Origin of the sequence: Nocardioides baekrokdamisoli (assembly GCF_003945325.1) — a bacterium.
Lineage (GTDB): Bacteria > Actinomycetota > Actinomycetes > Propionibacteriales > Nocardioidaceae > Nocardioides > Nocardioides baekrokdamisoli.
The window spans coordinates 1065397-1082784 of the sequence record NZ_AP019307.1; the positions used below are offsets into that span (position 1 = coordinate 1065397).

Here is a 17388-nt window from a genome sequence, read left to right on the forward strand (position 1 = left end):
GGGAACATTCCCCTTGAGTCGGCCGCTGACCTGCATCACCCAGTCACCACTTGAGGCCCTTGAAGAGCCGCACCACCATCTCGCGCTGCGACTCGTGCACCGGAGCCTGACCCTCGTCCTCGACGTGTGCCTTCGCGGCCGCCGAGTCCGGGAACAACTGGTACGCGACGTTGAGCACGCGGTGCGCGGACTTCGGCAGGTAGCGCTGCAGCAGTGAGCCGGCGTAGCCGGAGAGCGTGTTGATCTCGTGCGGCTTCTTGACCATCGCCTCGATCAGCATGTCGGCAGCTTGGGCCGGCGAGATCGTGGGGAACTTGTCGTACATCTTGGTCGGCGCGATCATCGGCGTCCGCACCAACGGCATGTGGATGTTGGTGAACGTGATCCGGTCATGGGCCAGCTCGCTGGAGGCAACGGTGGACCACGAGTCGAGGGCCGCCTTCGAAGCCGCGTACGCACTGAACCGCGGCGTGCTGGTGAGGACGGCGATCGAGCTCACGTTGACGATGTGACCCGAGCGACGCTCCGACATCCCCGGAAGAACGCCCATCACGAGGCGGATCGCACCGAAGTAGTTGAGCTGCATCGTGCGCTCGAAGTCGTGGAACCTGTCGTACGACAACTTGAGCGAGCGACGGATCGACCGACCGGCGTTGTTGATCAGGAAGTCGACCCGCGGCAACTCCTCGTTGAGGCGGCGCGCCAGATCGTCGATCGACTCGTAGTCCGAGAGGTCAGCCGAGAAGACGTACGCGGTGCCGCCACCGATCTCGATGGTGCGCTTGAGCGCGTCCAACTTGTCCTTGCCACGCGCGACCAGCACCGGGATGCCGCCGGCCTGGGCAACCTTGACGGCCGTCACCAGACCGATGCCCGACGAGGCACCGGTGATCACGACGTACTTGTCCTTGAGCTCCTTGCGGACCTTCTTGTCCGACGTGGTGGCGTCGTCCATCTGCTCCTCCCAGTACGACCACAGGGTGCGTACGTAGGAGTCGAGCGGCGGGACCTCGATGCCGGACCCGGCGAGAGCCTTCTGGGTCTTGCGGCTGTCGTAGGTGGCGGTGAGGTTGACGTGCGCCAGGGCCTCCGCCGGGATCCCGAGACGACCGACGGTCTGGTCGAGAGTCGCCTGGGCCGGTGAGGACCGGACCACATTGCTGAGGATCGTGGCCGGCTTGAGGGCGTTCGGGAGCTTGGAGATCGGGCCGCGCTCGCTGAAACGGCGGTCGATCGGAGTCGCGAACTGCGGAGCGCCGGCGGCGGAGCAGAACGCGTTCATCATGTCGATCACCGGCTGCGGCTCGGGGTTGACCAGGTGGAAGACCTCGCCGTCACGCTTCGGCAGGTGGCCGAGGTGGTCCATGGCCTTGGCCACGTAGTCGACGGGGACGACGTTGGTGTCCCGCAGGTCGATGCCGACCAACGGGATCCAGGACGGCATCGAGTCCCGCAGACGCTTGATCATCGGGAACAGGTAGTACGGCCCGTCGACCTTGTCCATCTCACCGGTGACCGAGTCGCCGATGACCAGCGACGGCCGGTAGATCCGCCACGGCACAGGCGAGTCCTCGCGGACGATCTTCTCCGACTCGAACTTCGTGCGGTGGTACGGCGAGGGCAGCGGCTGACCCTCGTCGAACATGTCCTCGGTGAACGTGCCGCGGTAGTCGCCGGCAGCGGCGACCGACGAGACCTGGTGGAAGACGCCGGCGCCGAGCTGGCCGGCCAGCTCCATCGCGTACCGGGTGCCCTGGATGTTCATCGCGTCGTTGGTCGCGTCGTCGGCGGTGATGTCGTAGATCGCAGCCAGGTGGAAGAAGTGGTCGATCCGACCCTTCTGGGCCTTGATCCACTTCTCATCCACACCGAGGCCGGGGCTGCCGAGGTCGCCGACGATCGGGACGACCCGGTCGCTGCCCCACTCCTCGATGAGGAGCTGCATCCGGCCCAGCGAGCTCTGGCGGCAGAGCACGAAGATCTCACCGTCGCGGTGGTCGACGAGCTCGTGGATCAGACGACGGCCGATGAAACCGGTCGCGCCGGTCACGAAGTAGGACATGCCGCTGACCGTAGTGGCCGCGCGGGCGTTCGTCACCTAGTCGCGACGTGGTGCACCGTGTCGCGAGAAACCGAGGTCTCCGTCAGTCGGACACAGGCCGGAAGCGCATGGCCGACCAGACCGAGTCGATCGCTATCTGGCGTACGGGCTGCAGGTGGTGCTCGGCCATCAGGGCGACCAGTTTGCCGCGGCTCAGGTCCGTGCCCAGTTGGCCGCCCTTCGGGTACGCAATCCAGGCAACCCGATCGGTGCGCGCCGACGCGATCACCACGTGCAGGTCCTCGGCGGTGGCGGCGTTGATCGCGAAGCCGATGGCCACATCGGGCGCTCCCGCAGCCGGGACGTGGTCGGGAAGTTCGAGGTCGACATCGGCCGGGAGTCCGAACACCGCGATGCTCTGCCCCGCCTTGACCTTGAGCTTCGCACCGACCGTCATGACACCGATTGTCCCAGCAATCTCACTCCTCCGGCGAGCCGAAGGCGGCGAGCAGGCTTCGCAGAGCCGCGATGATCCGGTCGTTCTCGTACTGAGGCGGGTCCTCCAACACGAGCCGTCCGAACTCCTCGAGCGCCGCCATCACGATGTGCGACACCAGGTCGGCGTCGAGTCCGACGGTGCCGCGCAGTTGCAGGCCCGCTTCGATCGCGGCCGCCAGATAACGACGAACGACCTTCCGGGTGTCCTCGATCCGGTCACGGACCTCGCGAGGGGCGCCGCGTACCAGGCCGAGGATCGGGCGCCAGACGTCCGGGTCCTCCTGCATCATCACGATCACGCGGGTGGTGCCGTCGACGAGCCAGGCATCGACGTCCTCGGGCGCGCCAATGTCCTTGAGCACGGCGAGGACCTGTCGCAGCGCCCGCTTCTGGGTCCGGTCCAGGAGCGCGTTCAGGAGCGGCTCGAGACCGCCGTACGCGTCGTAGACGACCGGTCGGGAGACACCGGCTTCCTTCGCGATCGCCTCGATCGAGACGTTGTAGAACCCCTCGCGTCCGAGTACCCGGAGTGCGCAGTCCAGGAGATGTTCGCGACGCTCGTCGGGCGCCATCCGAGGCGCGTACGTGCGCTTGACTGCGGGGTCTCCGGCCACGGGGCGACCCTACTGGGAAGGGCCCGCGCGGGAGCACACCGAAGAAAAATCCGCGTTCACGTGACACGGTGTCGCGGTTAATGGGTTACAGTCGATCCACTGAACCTACGGATCCGTAGCATTGCGCTGCGGTCGTCCTTCCGAGAGGAGCCGACGTTGATCGGTATCAAGACCCGTGAAGACCTGATGAAGGAATTCGAGCCGATGGCCGACTACGGCTTCCTCGGCCCGGACTCGGTTTCGTGGAAGGTGTGGGGCTACCCCACCTCGTACGTGCTGGGCTTCGTCCGCTCGGTCACGATCGAGCACTTCGACCCGAACCTCGCCGCCGCCGTCGTTCAGTCCGGTGGCGTGAAGTACCGCCCGGCGACCCGGTACGGCCGCACCCTGCGCTACTTCGGCCTGCAGATCTTCGGTGGCGCGGAGCAGACCGCGAAGGCCGCCGACGTCCTGGTCAAGGTGCACTCGAAGGCGATCGGCCACGACCCCGTCACCGGCGGCGAGTACGACGCCAACTCGGGTGACTCCCAACTGTGGATCCACATGACGGCGTGGCACTCGATCCTCAAGTGCTACGAGATGTTCGGCCCCGGCCAACTGCCGACCGACGAGGAGAACCAGTTCTGGGCCGAGTGCCGCGAGGTCGCGAAGCTGCAGACGATCGACCCCGACAAGGTGCCGACGAGCCGCGAGGCCGTGCACGCCTATTTCGAGGACTGGCGTCCGCGCCTGGCCGCCTCCGAGGCAGCGCAGGACATGATCAACTTCATCCTGCCGATCGACGTGGCGTTGCCCGCGGACACGCCTGCCTGGATGAAGAAGGTCTTCAAGCCGATGACCGGCCTGCTCCGCAAGGGCGTCATCGCGACCTACCCGAAGTACATGCGCGACATGGCCGGCATCCACCAGAGCGCCGTCGTCGATGCGCTGGTCATCCCGCCGATCAAGGCATTCCACACGCTGCTCGCCCAGAACCTGCAGATGCGCCTGTTCGCGATGAGGTGGATCGCTCCCGCAGCAGTCGACGTCGCCGCTCCGGCGATCCTCGGCATCCCGCCGCTCTCGGACAAGGTCTGGGAGGTCCGCGAGGCACAGATGGCCTTCGGCTTCGACGCGCCGTTCAACGCACACAAGGACGTCCGCGCCAAGCAGCGTGACCGGGTGTTCAACAAGGGCCTGAAGCCGTCCGACGACGGCCTGATCGAGTCGCAGCAGCACATCGGTTCGATGGACGTGCACAACGCGGCAGCCCTCGGCTGAGTTCGCATCTCCACGAAGGCCCCGGTCAACGGCCGGGGTCTTCGCACGTCCCAGACCCTGAGAGGATCACGCCATGTCTGAACCACGCCAGGACGCGTACGCAGCCCTGCTCGGTGCCACGGTGACCCAGCTCGGTGGCGGCAACGCGACCGCCGCGATCACCGTCACCGAGGACCACCTCAACCCGCACGGCACCGCCCACGGGTCCTTCATCTACTCGATCGCGGGCCTGGCCCTGGCGGCCGCGGCCAACAACGACACCCACTCGGGCGTGGTCTCCTCGGTGCTCATCGACTACCTGTCGCCGGCCCGTCCGGGAGATGCGTTGCTGGCCACGGCTCGCGTGGTCGAACGGATGCCGAAGGAGGACATCTTCGAGATCCGGGTGACCCGCGGCGAGGACGTCATCGCGCGGGCCACCGGTCGGGCCAATCGCCGCGCCCGCACCTGACCGCTACGTCCTGAAGCGGTAGGTGATCCGTCCCTTCGTCAGGTCGTACGGGCTCAACTCGACCTGGACCCGGTCACCCAACATGACCTTGATGTAGTTCTTGCGGACCCGTCCGCTCAGGTGCGCCAGCACCGTGTGGCCGTTGGTCAATTCGACCCGGAAGGTGGCGCTGCGCAGGCAGTCGGTGACTGTGCCTTCAGCTGTGAATGCGTTCATGGAGGTGCCTCTCGTTGACGTTGATTCCGTACACGGGGTTCCACCTCCTCAGGTCGCTGCAATGTGCGTGACGCACGCTAGCGAGTGCGTACGCGCCAGCCAACTGATTTTCCGATTGAATACGCCCATGAGCGCCTCGACCACCTGGATGGACTGGGTCGGGTTCGCCTGCGGCGCGGCCGTCGTCATCGGCACCTCGGCCAGCATCATCGGCGCCCTGGTGGTCCCCCGCCGGGTCGACTCGATTGTGACCGGCGTCGTCGACAAGGTCCTGGACAAGCTCTTCCTGCTCATTCTCAAGCCAGTGCGGGCGTACGACGTCCGCGATCAGGTGCTCGGTTGGCAGGCACCGATCGCACTCGTCGCCCGCCTCACGGTCTGGATGACGATGCTGGTCTTCGGGTACGTCCTGCTGATGCTGCCGATGGCGAACGGCAACTGGGGCCAGGCCGTCAACGACGCCGGTTCCTCCGTATTCACTCTCGGGTTCTCGGTGCCGCAGAGCGCGGGCGGTCACCTGATCACCTACATCGCCGGCTTCACCGGCATGGTCGTGGTCGGTCTCCAGGTCGGCTACCTGCCCACGATCTACAGCGAGTTCAACCGTCGCGAGACCGAGGTCAGTCTGCTGGTGGCGCGTTCCGGCCTCCCGGCCTGGGGCGCCGAGATCCTGGTGCGTACGCACTGGGGCACCGACGGTGGCGAGATCGCCCCGGTCCTGTCGGACCTGTTCATCCGGTGGGAGCGCTGGACGGCCGAGGTGGCGGAGTCGCACACCACGTACCCGGCGCTGCTCCGACTCCGCTCCCCTCGGGTGAACGCCCACTGGCTGACCTCACTGGTCGCCGTGATGGACGCTGCCGCCCTGCACCTGGCGCTTGCCCCCACGACCGAGCCGAAGATCGAGGCGCGCCTGGTCCTGCGGATGGGATTCGAGACCCTCAACCAGATCGCACAGGTCCTCAAACTCACCGTCCCGGAGCGGATCCTGGCCGGCCAACCCGTCCCTCCGGACGTCGCGATCTCGGTCACCTACGAGGACTTCGCCGAGGCAGCCCAGCAACTGCGGGACGTCGGCTATCCGGTCGAGATCAGCACCGAGGACGCCTGGCCACACTTCCGGGGCTGGCGGATCAACTACGACGTCGCCGCCCTCGCGCTCTGCCGCAACCTCGACGCTCCGCCGTCGATGTGGACCGGGTCGCGACGGTGGCACTCGGAACCGCTGCGCCCCTTCCGCCCGGCGCCGGGACTGCGCCGCACCTGATCGGTCAGGAATCGAGAAGCAAGGACGTACGGACGTCCCTAGCGTTGTCGCCATGACCACCATCTCGAACCTGATCATCGAAGCCGACCACGCTGAGGCGGCTCGTTCCTTCTACACCGAGGTCCTCGGCGTCGACGCCATCGAGGTCCGTACGTCCTCAGCCGCGACCAGCGGGTTCCGCGGATTCACCGTCTCGCTGATCACCTCCCAGCCGGGCAACGCCACCGCGCTCTTGGACGCCGCGGTCTCCGCCGGCGCAACCGTGCTCAAGCCCGCGAAGAAGTCGTTCTGGGGTTTCGGCGGCGTCGTCCAGGCTCCCGACGGCACCATCGTGAAGGTCGCCTCATCGGCCAAGAAGGACACGGCGCCGGTGTCCAGGACCTTCGAGGAGGTCGTGCTCCTGCTCGGCGTCTCCGACATGTCCGCCACCAAGGACTTCTACGTCGCCCAGGGCCTGACGCTCGGCAAGAGCTACGGCGGCAAGTACGCCGAGTTCGCTGGGGACGGGGCGATCAAGCTCGCCCTCTATCCCCGCAAGGCTGCCGCGAAGGACGCCGGCGTACCCGCGGAGGGATCGGGCTCTCACCGTCTGGTCGTCGCGAGCACGGGCGGAGCCTTCGCCGACCCGGACGGATTCATCTGGGAGTGATCCGGGCCGCCCGGATAGGATCGCCCAGTCGGAGGACGCGTTCAGACGGGGGCGGCGTGGGCAAGCGAAACGAATATCGCCGGATGATGCGCGCCCTGGAGGACCTGGACCGGGTTGATGCCGGGAAGGCGCCTCGACGCGGACTGCGGCCCGAGGTCCGATCCGTCACCGACCGTTGGGTCCACGGCAACACCGCGAAGGTCGCCAGCACGTACGCGAAGGCGGGCAGCCCGGTGGTCGTTCCGCTCCGACCGCGGAGCCGCCGGCCGTGGGTGATCGCACTGATCGTCCTCCTTGTCATCACCGGTCTGATCGCGGCCATCCCCGGGGCACGGCACCAGATCACCAAGAGCTGGAAGTCGATGACCTCCGGTCCGCAGCGGATCCTGCCGGCAGTCGCGGTCACCACCCACGGTGCGTACGTCTTCGAGAACATGTCGTCGGGTCCGGGCCCTCGGGTCCCGGTCACGTATCGGCCCTGCCAAGCGATCCGCTACACGGTCAACTCGGACCTGGCGCCAGCGGGCACCGACGGCATCATCCCGACCGCCGTCGCCGAAGTCAGCCGGCTGACGGGCCTCAAGTTCGAGTACGCAGGGGTCAGCCACACCCCCGTGAACTTCTCCCGACCGACCGGACCGGCAGCGATCACGGCCACCTATCCCCCGGCACAGATCGGCTGGTCGGAGGCAAGCGTTTTCACCGGTCGCGGCGCTGACGTCGTCGGTCTCGGTGGCAGCGAGTACGTCACCGAGGACGGATTCTCACCGCACTACGTGACCGGCTCCGTCGCACTGCGCGCCGACAGCCTCGGCCAGATCCTCAGGCAGCGCAACGGTCGCGCGGAGGTGACCGCGGTGGTGCTCCACGAGCTCGGACATCTGGTCGGGCTCGCCCACGTGAAGGACTCCCACGAACTGATGTACGCCAAGAACGACGGCCAACTCGACTTCGGCCCCGGTGACCGAGAAGGGCTGGCCCTGCTGGGGCAGGGCTCCTGCACCTGACGCTTCCGACGGGTCAGCGCGCCATCCAGCCGCCGTCGACGGTGAGCACCTCGCCGTGGACGTACGCGGCCCCGCGGCCGGCGAGGAAGACCACAGCCGGTGCGATGTCCTCGGGCTGCGCCCAGCGTCCGGCGGGGATCCGGGCCGAGATCGCGGTGCTGCGTGCGGTGTCGGCACGGAGCGCGTCGGTGTTGTTGGTGACGACGTAGCCGGGCGCGACCGCGTTGACGTTAACTCCGTGCGCCGCCCATTCGTTCGCGAACGCCTTCGTGAGACCGGCGACCGCGTGCTTGGTGGCCGCATACCCGGGCACCGTGACTCCGCCCTGGAAACTCAGCAGCGAGGCGACCGTGATGACCGATCCCGAACCTCGCGCGACCATCGCGGCCCCGAAGCGCTGGGTCAGCAGGAACGTGGCGTCGAGGTTGACCGCGCGCACCAGGTCCCAGTCCTCCAGCGACATCTCCGCAGCGGGCGCGCGCTTGATGGTGCCCGCGTTGTTGACCAGGACATCGATGCGTACGGAGGCCAGCAACTCGGCTGCGGTGGCGAGGACGGCCTCGCGGTCGTCGAGCGCGGCGACGACGCAGGTCGCCGTCCGACCGAGGTCGCGTACCTCATCGGCGACCTCGTCGCAGTCACCGGCCGACCGGCCCCACAGCACGAGGTCGGCGCCGGCCTCGGCCAGCGCGAGCGCGCACGCTCGGCCGATGCCGGTGCGGGCGCCGGTGACGAGCGCGGTCTTCCCTGCCAGGCCGAAGGTGTGTTCGACCCACGTCATCGCAGCCGACGTCATCTCAACTCCGTGGTGACGACCGGGTCCATGTCGTTGTAGGCGAGGTTCTCCCCCGCGGTCGACCACACGAACTTGTACGGCGCGGTGCCGGCGCCGAAGTGCACCGACCACGGCGGGCTGATGATCGCCTCACGGTCGGCGACGATCATCGACCGGGTCTGGCCGGGCTGACCGGCGATGTGGACGACCCGCTCGCCGTCGGGGACGTCGAAGTAGAGGTAGCACTCGGTGCGCCGGTCGTGGGTGTGGCACGGCATCGTGTTCCAGACGTTGCCCGGCTCGATGGTCGTGATGCCGAGGGCGAGCTCGCAGGACGCGACGCCCTGGTCGTGGACGTACTTGCGCAGCGTCCGGAGGCTGGCCTTGTCGGCATCCCCAATGATCAACGTCTGGGCATCGGCGCGCTTGATCAGAGTGGTCGGGTGGGACAGGTGCGCGGGTGCGCTGACCAGGTAGAAGGTCGCGTCGCCGCTGACGCTGATCGAGACCGTGCCCGCGCCGACGTACACGATGTCCTCGGCTTCGACCTCGAAGGTCTGGCCGTCGACGGTGACCGTGCCGGTGCCGGAGAGGCAGACGACGCCGAGCTCGCGACGGTCGCAGAGGTTGATCGCCCGGACCTCGTCGGGGGCGGTGATCGCGAGGTTCGCGCCGTTGGGGACGGCACCTCCGAGCAGGATCCGGTCACTCTGGCTGAGCATCCAGCGCACCTCACCCGCGGCAAACAGGTCCTGGACGAGGAAGCGCTCCCGCATCTGCTCCGGCGTCAGGGTCGCGAACTCGTCCGGGTGGGTGGCGATGCGTACGTCTGTCATGGCGTGCACCCTGCCCGGGGCGTACGCGCCTCAGGTGATCTGGAGGTGGAGGGAAGGTGAACTGTTGGGCGAAGGTCGCCGGGCGGTCGGTGCGCGGAATAGCGCGGATGCGTACTGATCTGCCGAGATCAGGACGGTACTTTGAGCCGCAGATGGCATCGTGTGGCCATGCCGTACGAACCGAACCGACTGCTCCGTCGTCTGGTCGGGATGCGCCTGCTCTCAGTTGAGTTCATCCTCGACTACGTCATCGTCCGGTTCGACGGAGACGCCGGCGGGCCCCAGGCAGCGCTTACCTGCGAGTCCTTCCCACCGTCGAGATCTCGCCCTCGATATCTGTGGGTAACGGTTCGCCAACCTACGCGGATGCTCTACGGCAGTTGATCGGTGGCGAGGTGAAGGTAACCGAGGAGCAGGACGGGAAGGGTCTTCGTATCCAGGTCGAGTCAGGAGCCATAGTGGTGAACCCAGATGCGACCGATCTGGTCGGGCCAGAGATCGCAATGTTGCGATTCGAAGACGCCGAATGGATGTGTTGGCGCCCCGGCGAAGAGTCGTTCACTCATCTCGCCTGAAACACACTGACTTGCCGCAACTAACGTGGCCGTATGCGCCCCCTCGCTCGGGCGCGGGTAGACGCGGCGCGCGCTACAAACTGTGTCGTATGGACCGGATCCCAAGTACCCGGATCTGCCGCAGCGAACCCTCTATCGTGAGAGCGCCGTCGTTGCAGCGTCGAGTGTCGACCCGCCGTGGCGACTGACTTCGACGGATCGGGCAACGACCTCGATCAGGCACTCCTTGAGTGGCGCGATGTAATGCTCCAGAAGGTCGTATCGCCCTGGATCGTGCCTCGAATGGACAGCGTTCTGTGCTGCGAGGGTGTGAATTCGAGAGCTGTCCTGAACCAACCCGAGCCACAGGACGGTTCTTAGGCCGGCATCCCACAGCGGGTGCCCGGCGAGCGCTTCGTCGTTGGGCGCCCCGAACGTTGAGTAGGCGACGCCACGCCAGAGAAGGACCACGTTTCGTTCATCGGAATCGCTCGGGTGCGCGGCAACCGCGAGCGCCGTCACACCAAAATCGTTACTGACCATTACGGCGTCGGGCACGTTGGGGTCCCATTCGATGTTGATGCCACTCGGAACCACCCGCTCGCCCACAGCATCGACCGTAGCGAATGGATGTACAGGTGTCCCGTTCTGCCGCGAATACGTTTTGCCGCCCGGAACTAGGCCGGTCGGCGCCGATACCCACCTGCGAGCGCTCTCGCTGCGACGACGACGCCGATGAGCGCCTCGCCGATGTACGGCCGTGTCTCGTCGGGCGGTCCCTGGCCGACAGACCCTAGGACTGCAGATCCGTAGAGGAAAAGGACTGGTTCTAGGACCAGAAGCAGAGCTACTACTGCGACAAGGATTCCCCGACGCCGCGTCTTTCCAAGTAGTCCGCCGAATGCGCCGAAGAGCGGCCCGGAAACGAGCCCGGCTTCGAACCAGACCTTGTTCGCCTTCGTGACGAACCAGACGAGATGCATGAATGGCTGACCGTTCTCATTGCCCAAATGACCAAGCATCGTGATCGTCAATCCCACATAGAACGTTACGAGTGCTAGGACCGTTGCGCAGGTCCCGACGGCGGCGCCACGCCACACCGAGCGAGTCCACCAAGCAGGCAAGAGCGCCACGAGAAGCCACGGGGTTGAGATGTTGCCGATCGTTCCCCGAACGCCCCCGTTGTTTCCGTGGACCAGCCCGCCTAGGAATCCAAAGGCAGCCGCGCCCAACACGATGATCAGACCGCGGCGCAAACTCATGCCGGGAGGATTGCACAGCCTGGGCGCTGAACGAACGCATCTGCCGCGACTCGGACGCGGCGTGCTCTCAGACGACTAGATCGCGGCGAACCTCGAAGGTGTGCTTGCCGTCCGAGGTCTCGACCCCGTGACGGAGAGCAACGGTGACCGCGTCGTCCGTGGGCCCCGGTGCGATGTCGCAATCCAAGACCGCGGCGATTGGGTAGTGAGCATCGCTCGTGATCGTCGCCACTGACTCGAATATCGGTGGTTTGTCGAAGAGCGAGTGGGTTACCCCGTGAGCGTCGATCAAGTGAACTTCCACCCATCCGGGTTGCGGTTCGTCTGAGATCCAGCGAACAACCTGAGCCTTGACGCCGTCCATGGCATCGATGTTGTCACGACCTTCCTTCACACAACCGGATCTGCCGCGAATCGGTCGAGATCAGGGTGAGACTTCAAGGGACTACACCCAAAGTCGGACTCGACCGTAGGAGTGGCCGGATCGTGCCGTTTCGACCTCGTCGCACGAACGGCACACGCCCGCAATGTGGCTCGCCTAGCGTCGTTCTCATGATCGCTGAAGTTAAGCGGCGACTTCCATGAGACTCTGGCGAAGGATTCAACGCCGCTACCGTTGCCGCCGCAAATATGGCGGTGCCTGCCCCCACACCGAAAACCATACGCACCCGCTCCGCCTCTTCCGGAGCACCTCCTACTAGCGGCGCCAGTCGGGCCGATCGGCCTCCACCAAGGAGAGTTACGGAGAGGCACTCTCTTCCCGCGACTACGTCAGCCCATACGTCAAAGTGCAGACGACGACCAAGGCCCAGAGAATCGGCAGCACGATCAATACTCGACGGGCTGACTTCGCGGCCGCAGCCGGATTCACATGCCGCTCATATAGGGAACGGCCCGGCTGGTTCTCGTGCCAGAGATGCCATGCCAAGCCACTAACCGCGGCGGTCTCCGCCAGTAGGAAGAGCACGGTCCACATGACTCTGATCGTGGCACGGGAATGTCCTGCTCTGCCGCGATCAGTAGCGGCAGAGACGTCTCACCTGCACGTTCAAATCGACCAAAAGGACGATGCCTCGACCCGGCTGGCCGCGGGAGGATCGTAGGATCCAAAGGTTGAAGACGGAGGGGCATGGGGATGTCATCACATCGGGACCGGCCATGGGTCTACAAGGCGCTCATCGCTGCCGTCGTCGCTGCCGTCCTCGGCGGTTCGGTGTCGCCGGCAGATGCCGGCACCACGGCCTCGATCAGCGGGCGAGTCGTCGATGCCAGTACCGGCCTCGGAGTGGCCGGCGTGACCGTCGACGTCCTCATCAACAACAACAGTGGGCTGTGGGGTTCGCTCGGTGGCGCACCAATCGTGACTGCGGCAGACGGCACGTACACCGACTCCAACCTCCCCTACGGGACGTACCGGGTGAGTGTCGAAGCCTCCCAGGATCACGTCAGCCGGTGGTACGGCGGCGGGACGTCGCTGTCGACGGCGACGGACATCGCGGTTCATGAGGACCAGGCGACCACCGGCATCAACATCGCTGTCCCGGCCGCAGCACACATCACAGGCGAAGTCACCGGAGCCGACACCAGCGCTGGAGTCGGCCAGGTCTACGTGGTTGCGTACAAGTCGACGGATCTGAGTTATCCCGCCCGAAGCGCCTGGAGTGACGCGAACGGAACATACGATGTCGGCGGCCTCGACGCGGGGACCTACATCGTCTGCGCACGCACATCGCCACCGAGCCCCTATCTCTGGCAGTGCTGGCAAGCCGCTGCGGACACCAGCAGCGCACGACCCATCACCGTGCCCGCCGGTGCGACCATCGCCAACACCGACTTCGTGCTCGTACGCGGAGCAACCCTGACCGGAACCGTCACGATCGCCGGCAACGGGCCCGCAACCAGTGGCTACGTCGAGGTCTACCAACGTGACAGCCAGGGCGTCCTCTGGCAGAGGGGTCGTAGCGCGATTGGGAGCAACGGGTCCTACCAAGTGCTCGGCTTGCCGGCGGCCTCCCTCTTCGTCTCCTTCTCGGGCCCGGGGTTCGCGACCGAGTACTGGGAGAACGCGACCGACCTGGCGCACGCGACGCCGGTGCCGGTCACGGCTGGGTCCACGACAACCCTCAATGCGACGGTTGAGCCTCCGCCACCGCCACAGCTCGGCACGGTCACGGGGCGTGTCGTCGACTGGCAGGGCGCTCCGATCGCGGGGGCGACCGTCAATGTCGGGCAGCACAGCACGACAACACTCAGCGATGGGACCTACTCGCTCACCATCCCCGTCGGGACCTACGGCGCCTACTTCACCGCTCCCGGCTATCTCGAAGCGAACTACCAGCCCGCCGATCCGTCTGCCAGTAGTTACGTGACCGTCACCCTTGGCCAGACGACCGGCAACATCGACGCAACGCTCTACCCTCCGGCGCGGGCCTCGGGCACTGCCACGGACCCGGACGGTCATCCGCTGACCAACTTCGCCGTATGGGCGATGCGTCGCAACAGCAACGGGCACTGGGACACGGTCGGCTCAGCGGGCGGGAGCAGCACTGGGACCTGGCAGATCACCGGACTCCTGGGCGGCACCTACACGTTCGTGTTCCTGGCCGGACCCGGGCAAGGCCTCGCCACGACCTATCTCGGCGGGACTCACTCGATCGCCACGGCGCAGACGGTCGACGTACCCACCGGCGGTTCAACTGGGGACATCGCAGGTGTACTTGATCGAGCCGGAAGCATCAGCGGCACACTGACCTGGACCGGTATGTCGCTGGCCGCGCATCCGATCTCTGTGGTCAAGACCGCGCCCCAGGATTGGCTCAACGACCTCGTTCCGACCGTCACGACCCACGAGAACGGCACCTATACCGTCAACGACCTGGTCCCTGGAACGTACACGCTGACGTACTTCTGCGACGCCCCCCAGGTGTTCGGGCTCGCACCGGGCGCGACCCCGACTCCGTCGACCGTTCCAGTGGCGGCCACAAGGACGATCACCGTCACGAGTGGCGGGAGTGTGCGCGAAGACGTTGACGAGACCGGATGCCAGTTGGCCACCACCGCGAAGGCGACGACAGTCGGCGTCCCCCGAGTCGGGCGCACACTCACAGCGAGGGTCGGAACCTACCGGCCGTACGCAGTGCGGATCAGCATCACCTGGTTCCGTGGCACGCGGGCGACGACATTCCATGGTTCGACCTACCGGCTCACGAAGCTGGACCGCGGTCAGCGGATCTCTGCCCACGTTCGAGTCACACGGACCGGCTACCGGCCACTGACCTACGCCACGAGCCCCACGCACCCGATCGCCGCGGGATAGCGTCAATCCGGCCCTTCCCACGCAGCCGCCCTCACGTGCCGCAATCTGTCCTTGTGAGGACATAGTTCGGAAGTGCAGATCCGTAGGAGCCGAGGGAGTGACGACAACGGTCGGCGAGGTCGTTACGGTGCATGAATGACGGCACCAGAGGTCCTGAGTAGTCCCTCAATCCGTCACCATGTCCCTGGTTCGTCGTCTCCTGTTCGGTCTGCGTGAGAGGTCCACCGTGAGTTTTGTCGCCGTGAGCGGTCGTACGTTCGCTGCCGTCGCTGCCATCGCTGCGACGCTTGCCCTCACCGTGATGCCGTCGGCAGCACAGGCGGCCACCAGCCAGCCACCGACCCCGTCAATCGCGCACCCTTTGACCCACGTGCGTCTGGGCCATATTGGCGGGATCGTTCCCCAGCACAAGGGTGGGACCTTGCCGGGCAACCACCACGCTGCGGCGCCCCTGGCGTACGCGACGAGCCCGAGCGGTCAGGCTGCCCAAGCAGCTGCGACCGGGCCGAACACCCTGTACTTCCAGGGCGGCCAGACGATCAACGGGCAGCACAACCAGGACGTCTACACCGCCAAGCCCAAGGTGTATCTGGTCTTCTACGGCAACCAATGGGGCAACGAGACCACCAACGCGCAGGGCTACCAGGCGTTCAGCAACGACGCTGCCAACGCAGCTGTGGCAGCGCAGCAACTGTTCAAGGGTCTGGGCACCAACAACGAGTCGTGGTCGGGCGTGATGACCCAGTACTGCGACGGCCCCACCGTTGCGGTCAACGCGTCGGTGTGTCCGGCCGCGGCTCCTCATGTGGCGTACCCGACCGGCGGAGGCGTGTTGGCCGGGATCTGGTACGACAACTCCGGGCCGACGCCGACCACGGCTACCGGTGACCAACTCGCTGCCGAGGCCGTCGCCGCTGCGACGCACTTCGGCAACACCACCGCAGCCTCGAATCGCAACGCCATGTACATGGTGATGTCGCCCAAGGGCGCCAACCCGGACAACTACCTCAACGTGAACGCGGGTTGTGCGTGGCACTCGGACGCCTTCGACGCCAACAACAACTGGGTCCCGTTCACCAACCAGCCGTACAACCTGGACCTCAATAACCCGAGCGGGAACTGCGGCGAGTACTTCCTGGGCAATAGTGCCTCGGACATCAACGACGGCTACACGATCACTTTGGGTCACGAGTACGCCGAGACCCTGACCGATGAATACACGGGCTACGGCTGGTTGACCCCCACCGCCAGCGACGGTGGGGAGAACGGTGACCACTGTGCGTGGGACGCAACCAGTGCGTTCGTCAACTTCTCCAGCGGTGCGGTCGCGATGCAGCCGACGTGGTCCAACGACACCAACCGGTGCGACATGAGCCATGTCACCGTCGTGGCCAACACGGTCACGGTCACCAACCCGGGCAGCCAGTCCGGCACCGTCGGCACCGCGACGAGCCTTCAGATCAACGCAGCCGACTCCTCCTCCACTGCGACCGTGACCTACATGGCTACTGGTCTGCCAGCTGGCCTGTCGATCAGCACTTCGACGGGCCTGATCTCGGGAACGCCGACCGCCGCCGGGACATCCGCGGTCACGGTCACGGCAACAGACAACACCAGCGTCAGCGGCACGGCCTCCTTCAGTTGGACGATCGCGCCGGCGCCAACGCTGACCACCGGCGGCAACGCCACCGGTGCCACCTTCACGTCGAATGCGTCAGGAGCCCTGACCACGACCCCGCGGATCACCGCGGCCGCCAACTCCGTTGATGGATCCGTCATCACGATGAGCCCGACGGGCCTCCCGGCAGGACTCGCGCTCAACCGGATCGGCGCAGCAACCTCTGCGGCCGGGGTCCGTCCAGGCACGACCGAGCACGACGTCACCGGTCAGACGACGGTCACACCAGGTAGCTATCCCGTCACCGTGACCGTCAGCGACGGTCCCGGACATGCGGCCGACACCACGGTGTCGTTCACCATCGTGGTCCCGGACCCGGCGCTGATCGCTCCGAACGTGAACGTCCCACCGTTCCAGTCTGACAAGCCCTTCACGTACCAGATCCAGGCCAGCGGGGGCACCGGCGCGTACACGTACACCTTCATCCCGAACTCCCACACGCCACGCGGCGTGACCATGGACGCCAACGGACTGATCCATGCGAACGTGCCGATGAACAACGTCGACATCTCCACCGGCTGGACCTTCAGCTACCAGGCAACCGACGCCTACGGCGGTACTGCCCGCGGAACCGTCAATCTGACCCTGACCCCGGGTGACCTCTACTTCCGATGCCTCGGGACCACCAGCGCGCAGGCTGGCAACTGTGCCGCCCACAACCTGTCAGACCCGGCGGTCGGCGGCGTCGCACACGTCGGCCAAGCCTGGGCCACCCAGGTGATCAAGGTTGGGCGCGGATGGTCCGCCCCCAGCGGCTCCGGCGGAGGCGACCGCTTCACCCTCTACAAGGGCACTCTCCCCCCGGGGATGTGGCTCAGCCCGATCAACGGCTGGTACGGGAAGCAATACGTACTCATCGGAGGCACCCCTTCCCGAGCAGGTACGTACACCTTCCAGATCAAGGCGACCGACCAGCACGGCAACTACCAGGTCAGCTACTTCACGATCACAGTTCGATAGCCCG

Annotated in this window: 16 protein-coding genes; 7 read left to right on the forward strand and 9 right to left on the reverse strand. The window is 66.1% G+C overall.

Features of this window, described 5'->3' with window-relative positions; translation table 11 throughout:
* Positions 1–43 precede the first annotated feature (43 nt).
* From KCTC_RS05110 to KCTC_RS05120, 3 genes are all read right to left on the reverse strand, one after another.
* Positions 44–2062 (reverse strand): SDR family oxidoreductase, encoded by a 2019-nt coding sequence (locus KCTC_RS05110; protein ID WP_125567362.1) that lies wholly within the window; start codon positions 2060–2062, stop codon positions 44–46.
* A gap of 82 nt (positions 2063–2144) precedes the next feature.
* The gene (locus KCTC_RS05115) at positions 2145–2498 is read right to left on the reverse strand and encodes a hypothetical protein (RefSeq protein ID WP_125567365.1); all 354 of its coding nucleotides are present in this window, start codon (positions 2496–2498) and stop codon (positions 2145–2147) included.
* A 22-nt stretch (positions 2499–2520) separates the two neighbouring features.
* Positions 2521–3153: a TetR/AcrR family transcriptional regulator gene (locus KCTC_RS05120; protein ID WP_231998847.1), complete on the reverse strand. Its 633-nt coding sequence runs from the start codon at positions 3151–3153 to the stop codon at positions 2521–2523.
* 156 nt (positions 3154–3309) lie between these two features.
* On the opposite strand from KCTC_RS05120, the gene KCTC_RS05125 reads away from it, so the two are divergent.
* Together KCTC_RS05125 and KCTC_RS05130 are read left to right on the forward strand one after the other, a co-directional pair.
* Positions 3310–4413: an oxygenase MpaB family protein gene (locus KCTC_RS05125; protein WP_231998848.1), complete on the forward strand. Its 1104-nt coding sequence runs from the start codon at positions 3310–3312 to the stop codon at positions 4411–4413.
* A gap of 73 nt (positions 4414–4486) precedes the next feature.
* Positions 4487–4864: a hotdog fold thioesterase gene (locus tag KCTC_RS05130; protein WP_125567367.1), complete on the forward strand. Its 378-nt coding sequence runs from the start codon at positions 4487–4489 to the stop codon at positions 4862–4864.
* Positions 4865–4867: 3 nt separating this feature from the next.
* Here KCTC_RS05130 and infA read toward each other — a convergent pair whose 3' ends face one another.
* Positions 4868–5080, reverse strand: coding sequence for a translation initiation factor IF-1 (infA, locus tag KCTC_RS05135; RefSeq protein ID WP_125567369.1), 213 nt, complete (start codon positions 5078–5080; stop codon positions 4868–4870).
* Positions 5081–5207: 127 nt separating this feature from the next.
* On the opposite strand from infA, the gene KCTC_RS05140 reads away from it, so the two are divergent.
* Genes KCTC_RS05140 through KCTC_RS05150 form a run of 3 tightly spaced genes read left to right on the forward strand, consistent with a single transcriptional unit; the run spans position 5208 to position 8003 of the window.
* On the forward strand, positions 5208–6347 hold the full coding sequence (locus KCTC_RS05140; protein ID WP_197715252.1) for an MFS transporter: 1140 nt from the start codon (positions 5208–5210) through the stop codon (positions 6345–6347).
* A 52-nt stretch (positions 6348–6399) separates the two neighbouring features.
* Positions 6400–6996: a VOC family protein gene (locus KCTC_RS05145; RefSeq protein ID WP_125567371.1), complete on the forward strand. Its 597-nt coding sequence runs from the start codon at positions 6400–6402 to the stop codon at positions 6994–6996.
* 56 nt (positions 6997–7052) lie between these two features.
* On the forward strand, positions 7053–8003 hold the full coding sequence (locus KCTC_RS05150) for a matrixin family metalloprotease (protein WP_125567373.1): 951 nt from the start codon (positions 7053–7055) through the stop codon (positions 8001–8003).
* A gap of 13 nt (positions 8004–8016) precedes the next feature.
* Here the strand turns inward: KCTC_RS05150 and KCTC_RS05155 are convergent, their stop codons facing one another.
* The 5 genes from KCTC_RS05155 to KCTC_RS05175 form a co-directional block, all read right to left on the reverse strand.
* Positions 8017–8799 (reverse strand): SDR family oxidoreductase, encoded by a 783-nt coding sequence (locus tag KCTC_RS05155; RefSeq protein ID WP_197715253.1) that lies wholly within the window; start codon positions 8797–8799, stop codon positions 8017–8019.
* Positions 8796–9614: a 5-dehydro-4-deoxy-D-glucuronate isomerase gene (gene kduI / locus KCTC_RS05160; protein WP_125567375.1), complete on the reverse strand. Its 819-nt coding sequence runs from the start codon at positions 9612–9614 to the stop codon at positions 8796–8798. The genes KCTC_RS05155 and kduI overlap by 4 nt, the downstream gene beginning before the upstream one ends.
* A gap of 707 nt (positions 9615–10321) precedes the next feature.
* Positions 10322–10777: a hypothetical protein gene (locus KCTC_RS05165; protein WP_125567378.1), complete on the reverse strand. Its 456-nt coding sequence runs from the start codon at positions 10775–10777 to the stop codon at positions 10322–10324.
* Between the two features lie 68 nt (positions 10778–10845).
* Entirely contained in the window at positions 10846–11430 is a 585-nt protein-coding gene (locus KCTC_RS05170) for a hypothetical protein (protein WP_125567380.1), read from the reverse strand.
* A gap of 67 nt (positions 11431–11497) precedes the next feature.
* Positions 11498–11794 (reverse strand): hypothetical protein, encoded by a 297-nt coding sequence (locus tag KCTC_RS05175; protein WP_125567382.1) that lies wholly within the window; start codon positions 11792–11794, stop codon positions 11498–11500.
* 771 nt (positions 11795–12565) lie between these two features.
* Between KCTC_RS05175 and KCTC_RS05180 the strand changes: the two genes are divergently transcribed.
* Complete coding sequence (locus tag KCTC_RS05180) at positions 12566–14746, forward strand: carboxypeptidase-like regulatory domain-containing protein (protein ID WP_164512481.1); 2181 nt, start codon at positions 12566–12568, stop codon at positions 14744–14746.
* A 226-nt stretch (positions 14747–14972) separates the two neighbouring features.
* On the forward strand, positions 14973–17384 hold the full coding sequence (locus KCTC_RS05185) for a putative Ig domain-containing protein (protein WP_197715254.1): 2412 nt from the start codon (positions 14973–14975) through the stop codon (positions 17382–17384).
* The last annotated feature ends 4 nt before the right edge of the window (positions 17385–17388 follow it).

Coding starts and splice junctions, on each gene's coding strand:
- KCTC_RS05180 (WP_164512481.1), top strand. CDS start 12,566: ATGTCATCACATCGGGACCGGCCATGGGTCTACAAGGCGCTCATCGCT.
- KCTC_RS05175 (WP_125567382.1), bottom strand. CDS start 11,794: ATGGACGGCGTCAAGGCTCAGGTTGTTCGCTGGATCTCAGACGAACCG.
- KCTC_RS05145 (WP_125567371.1), top strand. CDS start 6,400: ATGACCACCATCTCGAACCTGATCATCGAAGCCGACCACGCTGAGGCG.
- KCTC_RS05115 (WP_125567365.1), bottom strand. CDS start 2,498: ATGACGGTCGGTGCGAAGCTCAAGGTCAAGGCGGGGCAGAGCATCGCG.
- KCTC_RS05140 (WP_197715252.1), top strand. CDS start 5,208: ATGAGCGCCTCGACCACCTGGATGGACTGGGTCGGGTTCGCCTGCGGC.
- infA (WP_125567369.1), bottom strand. CDS start 5,080: ATGAACGCATTCACAGCTGAAGGCACAGTCACCGACTGCCTGCGCAGC.
- kduI (WP_125567375.1), bottom strand. CDS start 9,614: ATGACAGACGTACGCATCGCCACCCACCCGGACGAGTTCGCGACCCTG.
- KCTC_RS05155 (WP_197715253.1), bottom strand. CDS start 8,799: ATGACGTCGGCTGCGATGACGTGGGTCGAACACACCTTCGGCCTGGCA.
- KCTC_RS05130 (WP_125567367.1), top strand. CDS start 4,487: ATGTCTGAACCACGCCAGGACGCGTACGCAGCCCTGCTCGGTGCCACG.
- KCTC_RS05170 (WP_125567380.1), bottom strand. CDS start 11,430: ATGAGTTTGCGCCGCGGTCTGATCATCGTGTTGGGCGCGGCTGCCTTT.
- KCTC_RS05110 (WP_125567362.1), bottom strand. CDS start 2,062: ATGTCCTACTTCGTGACCGGCGCGACCGGTTTCATCGGCCGTCGTCTG.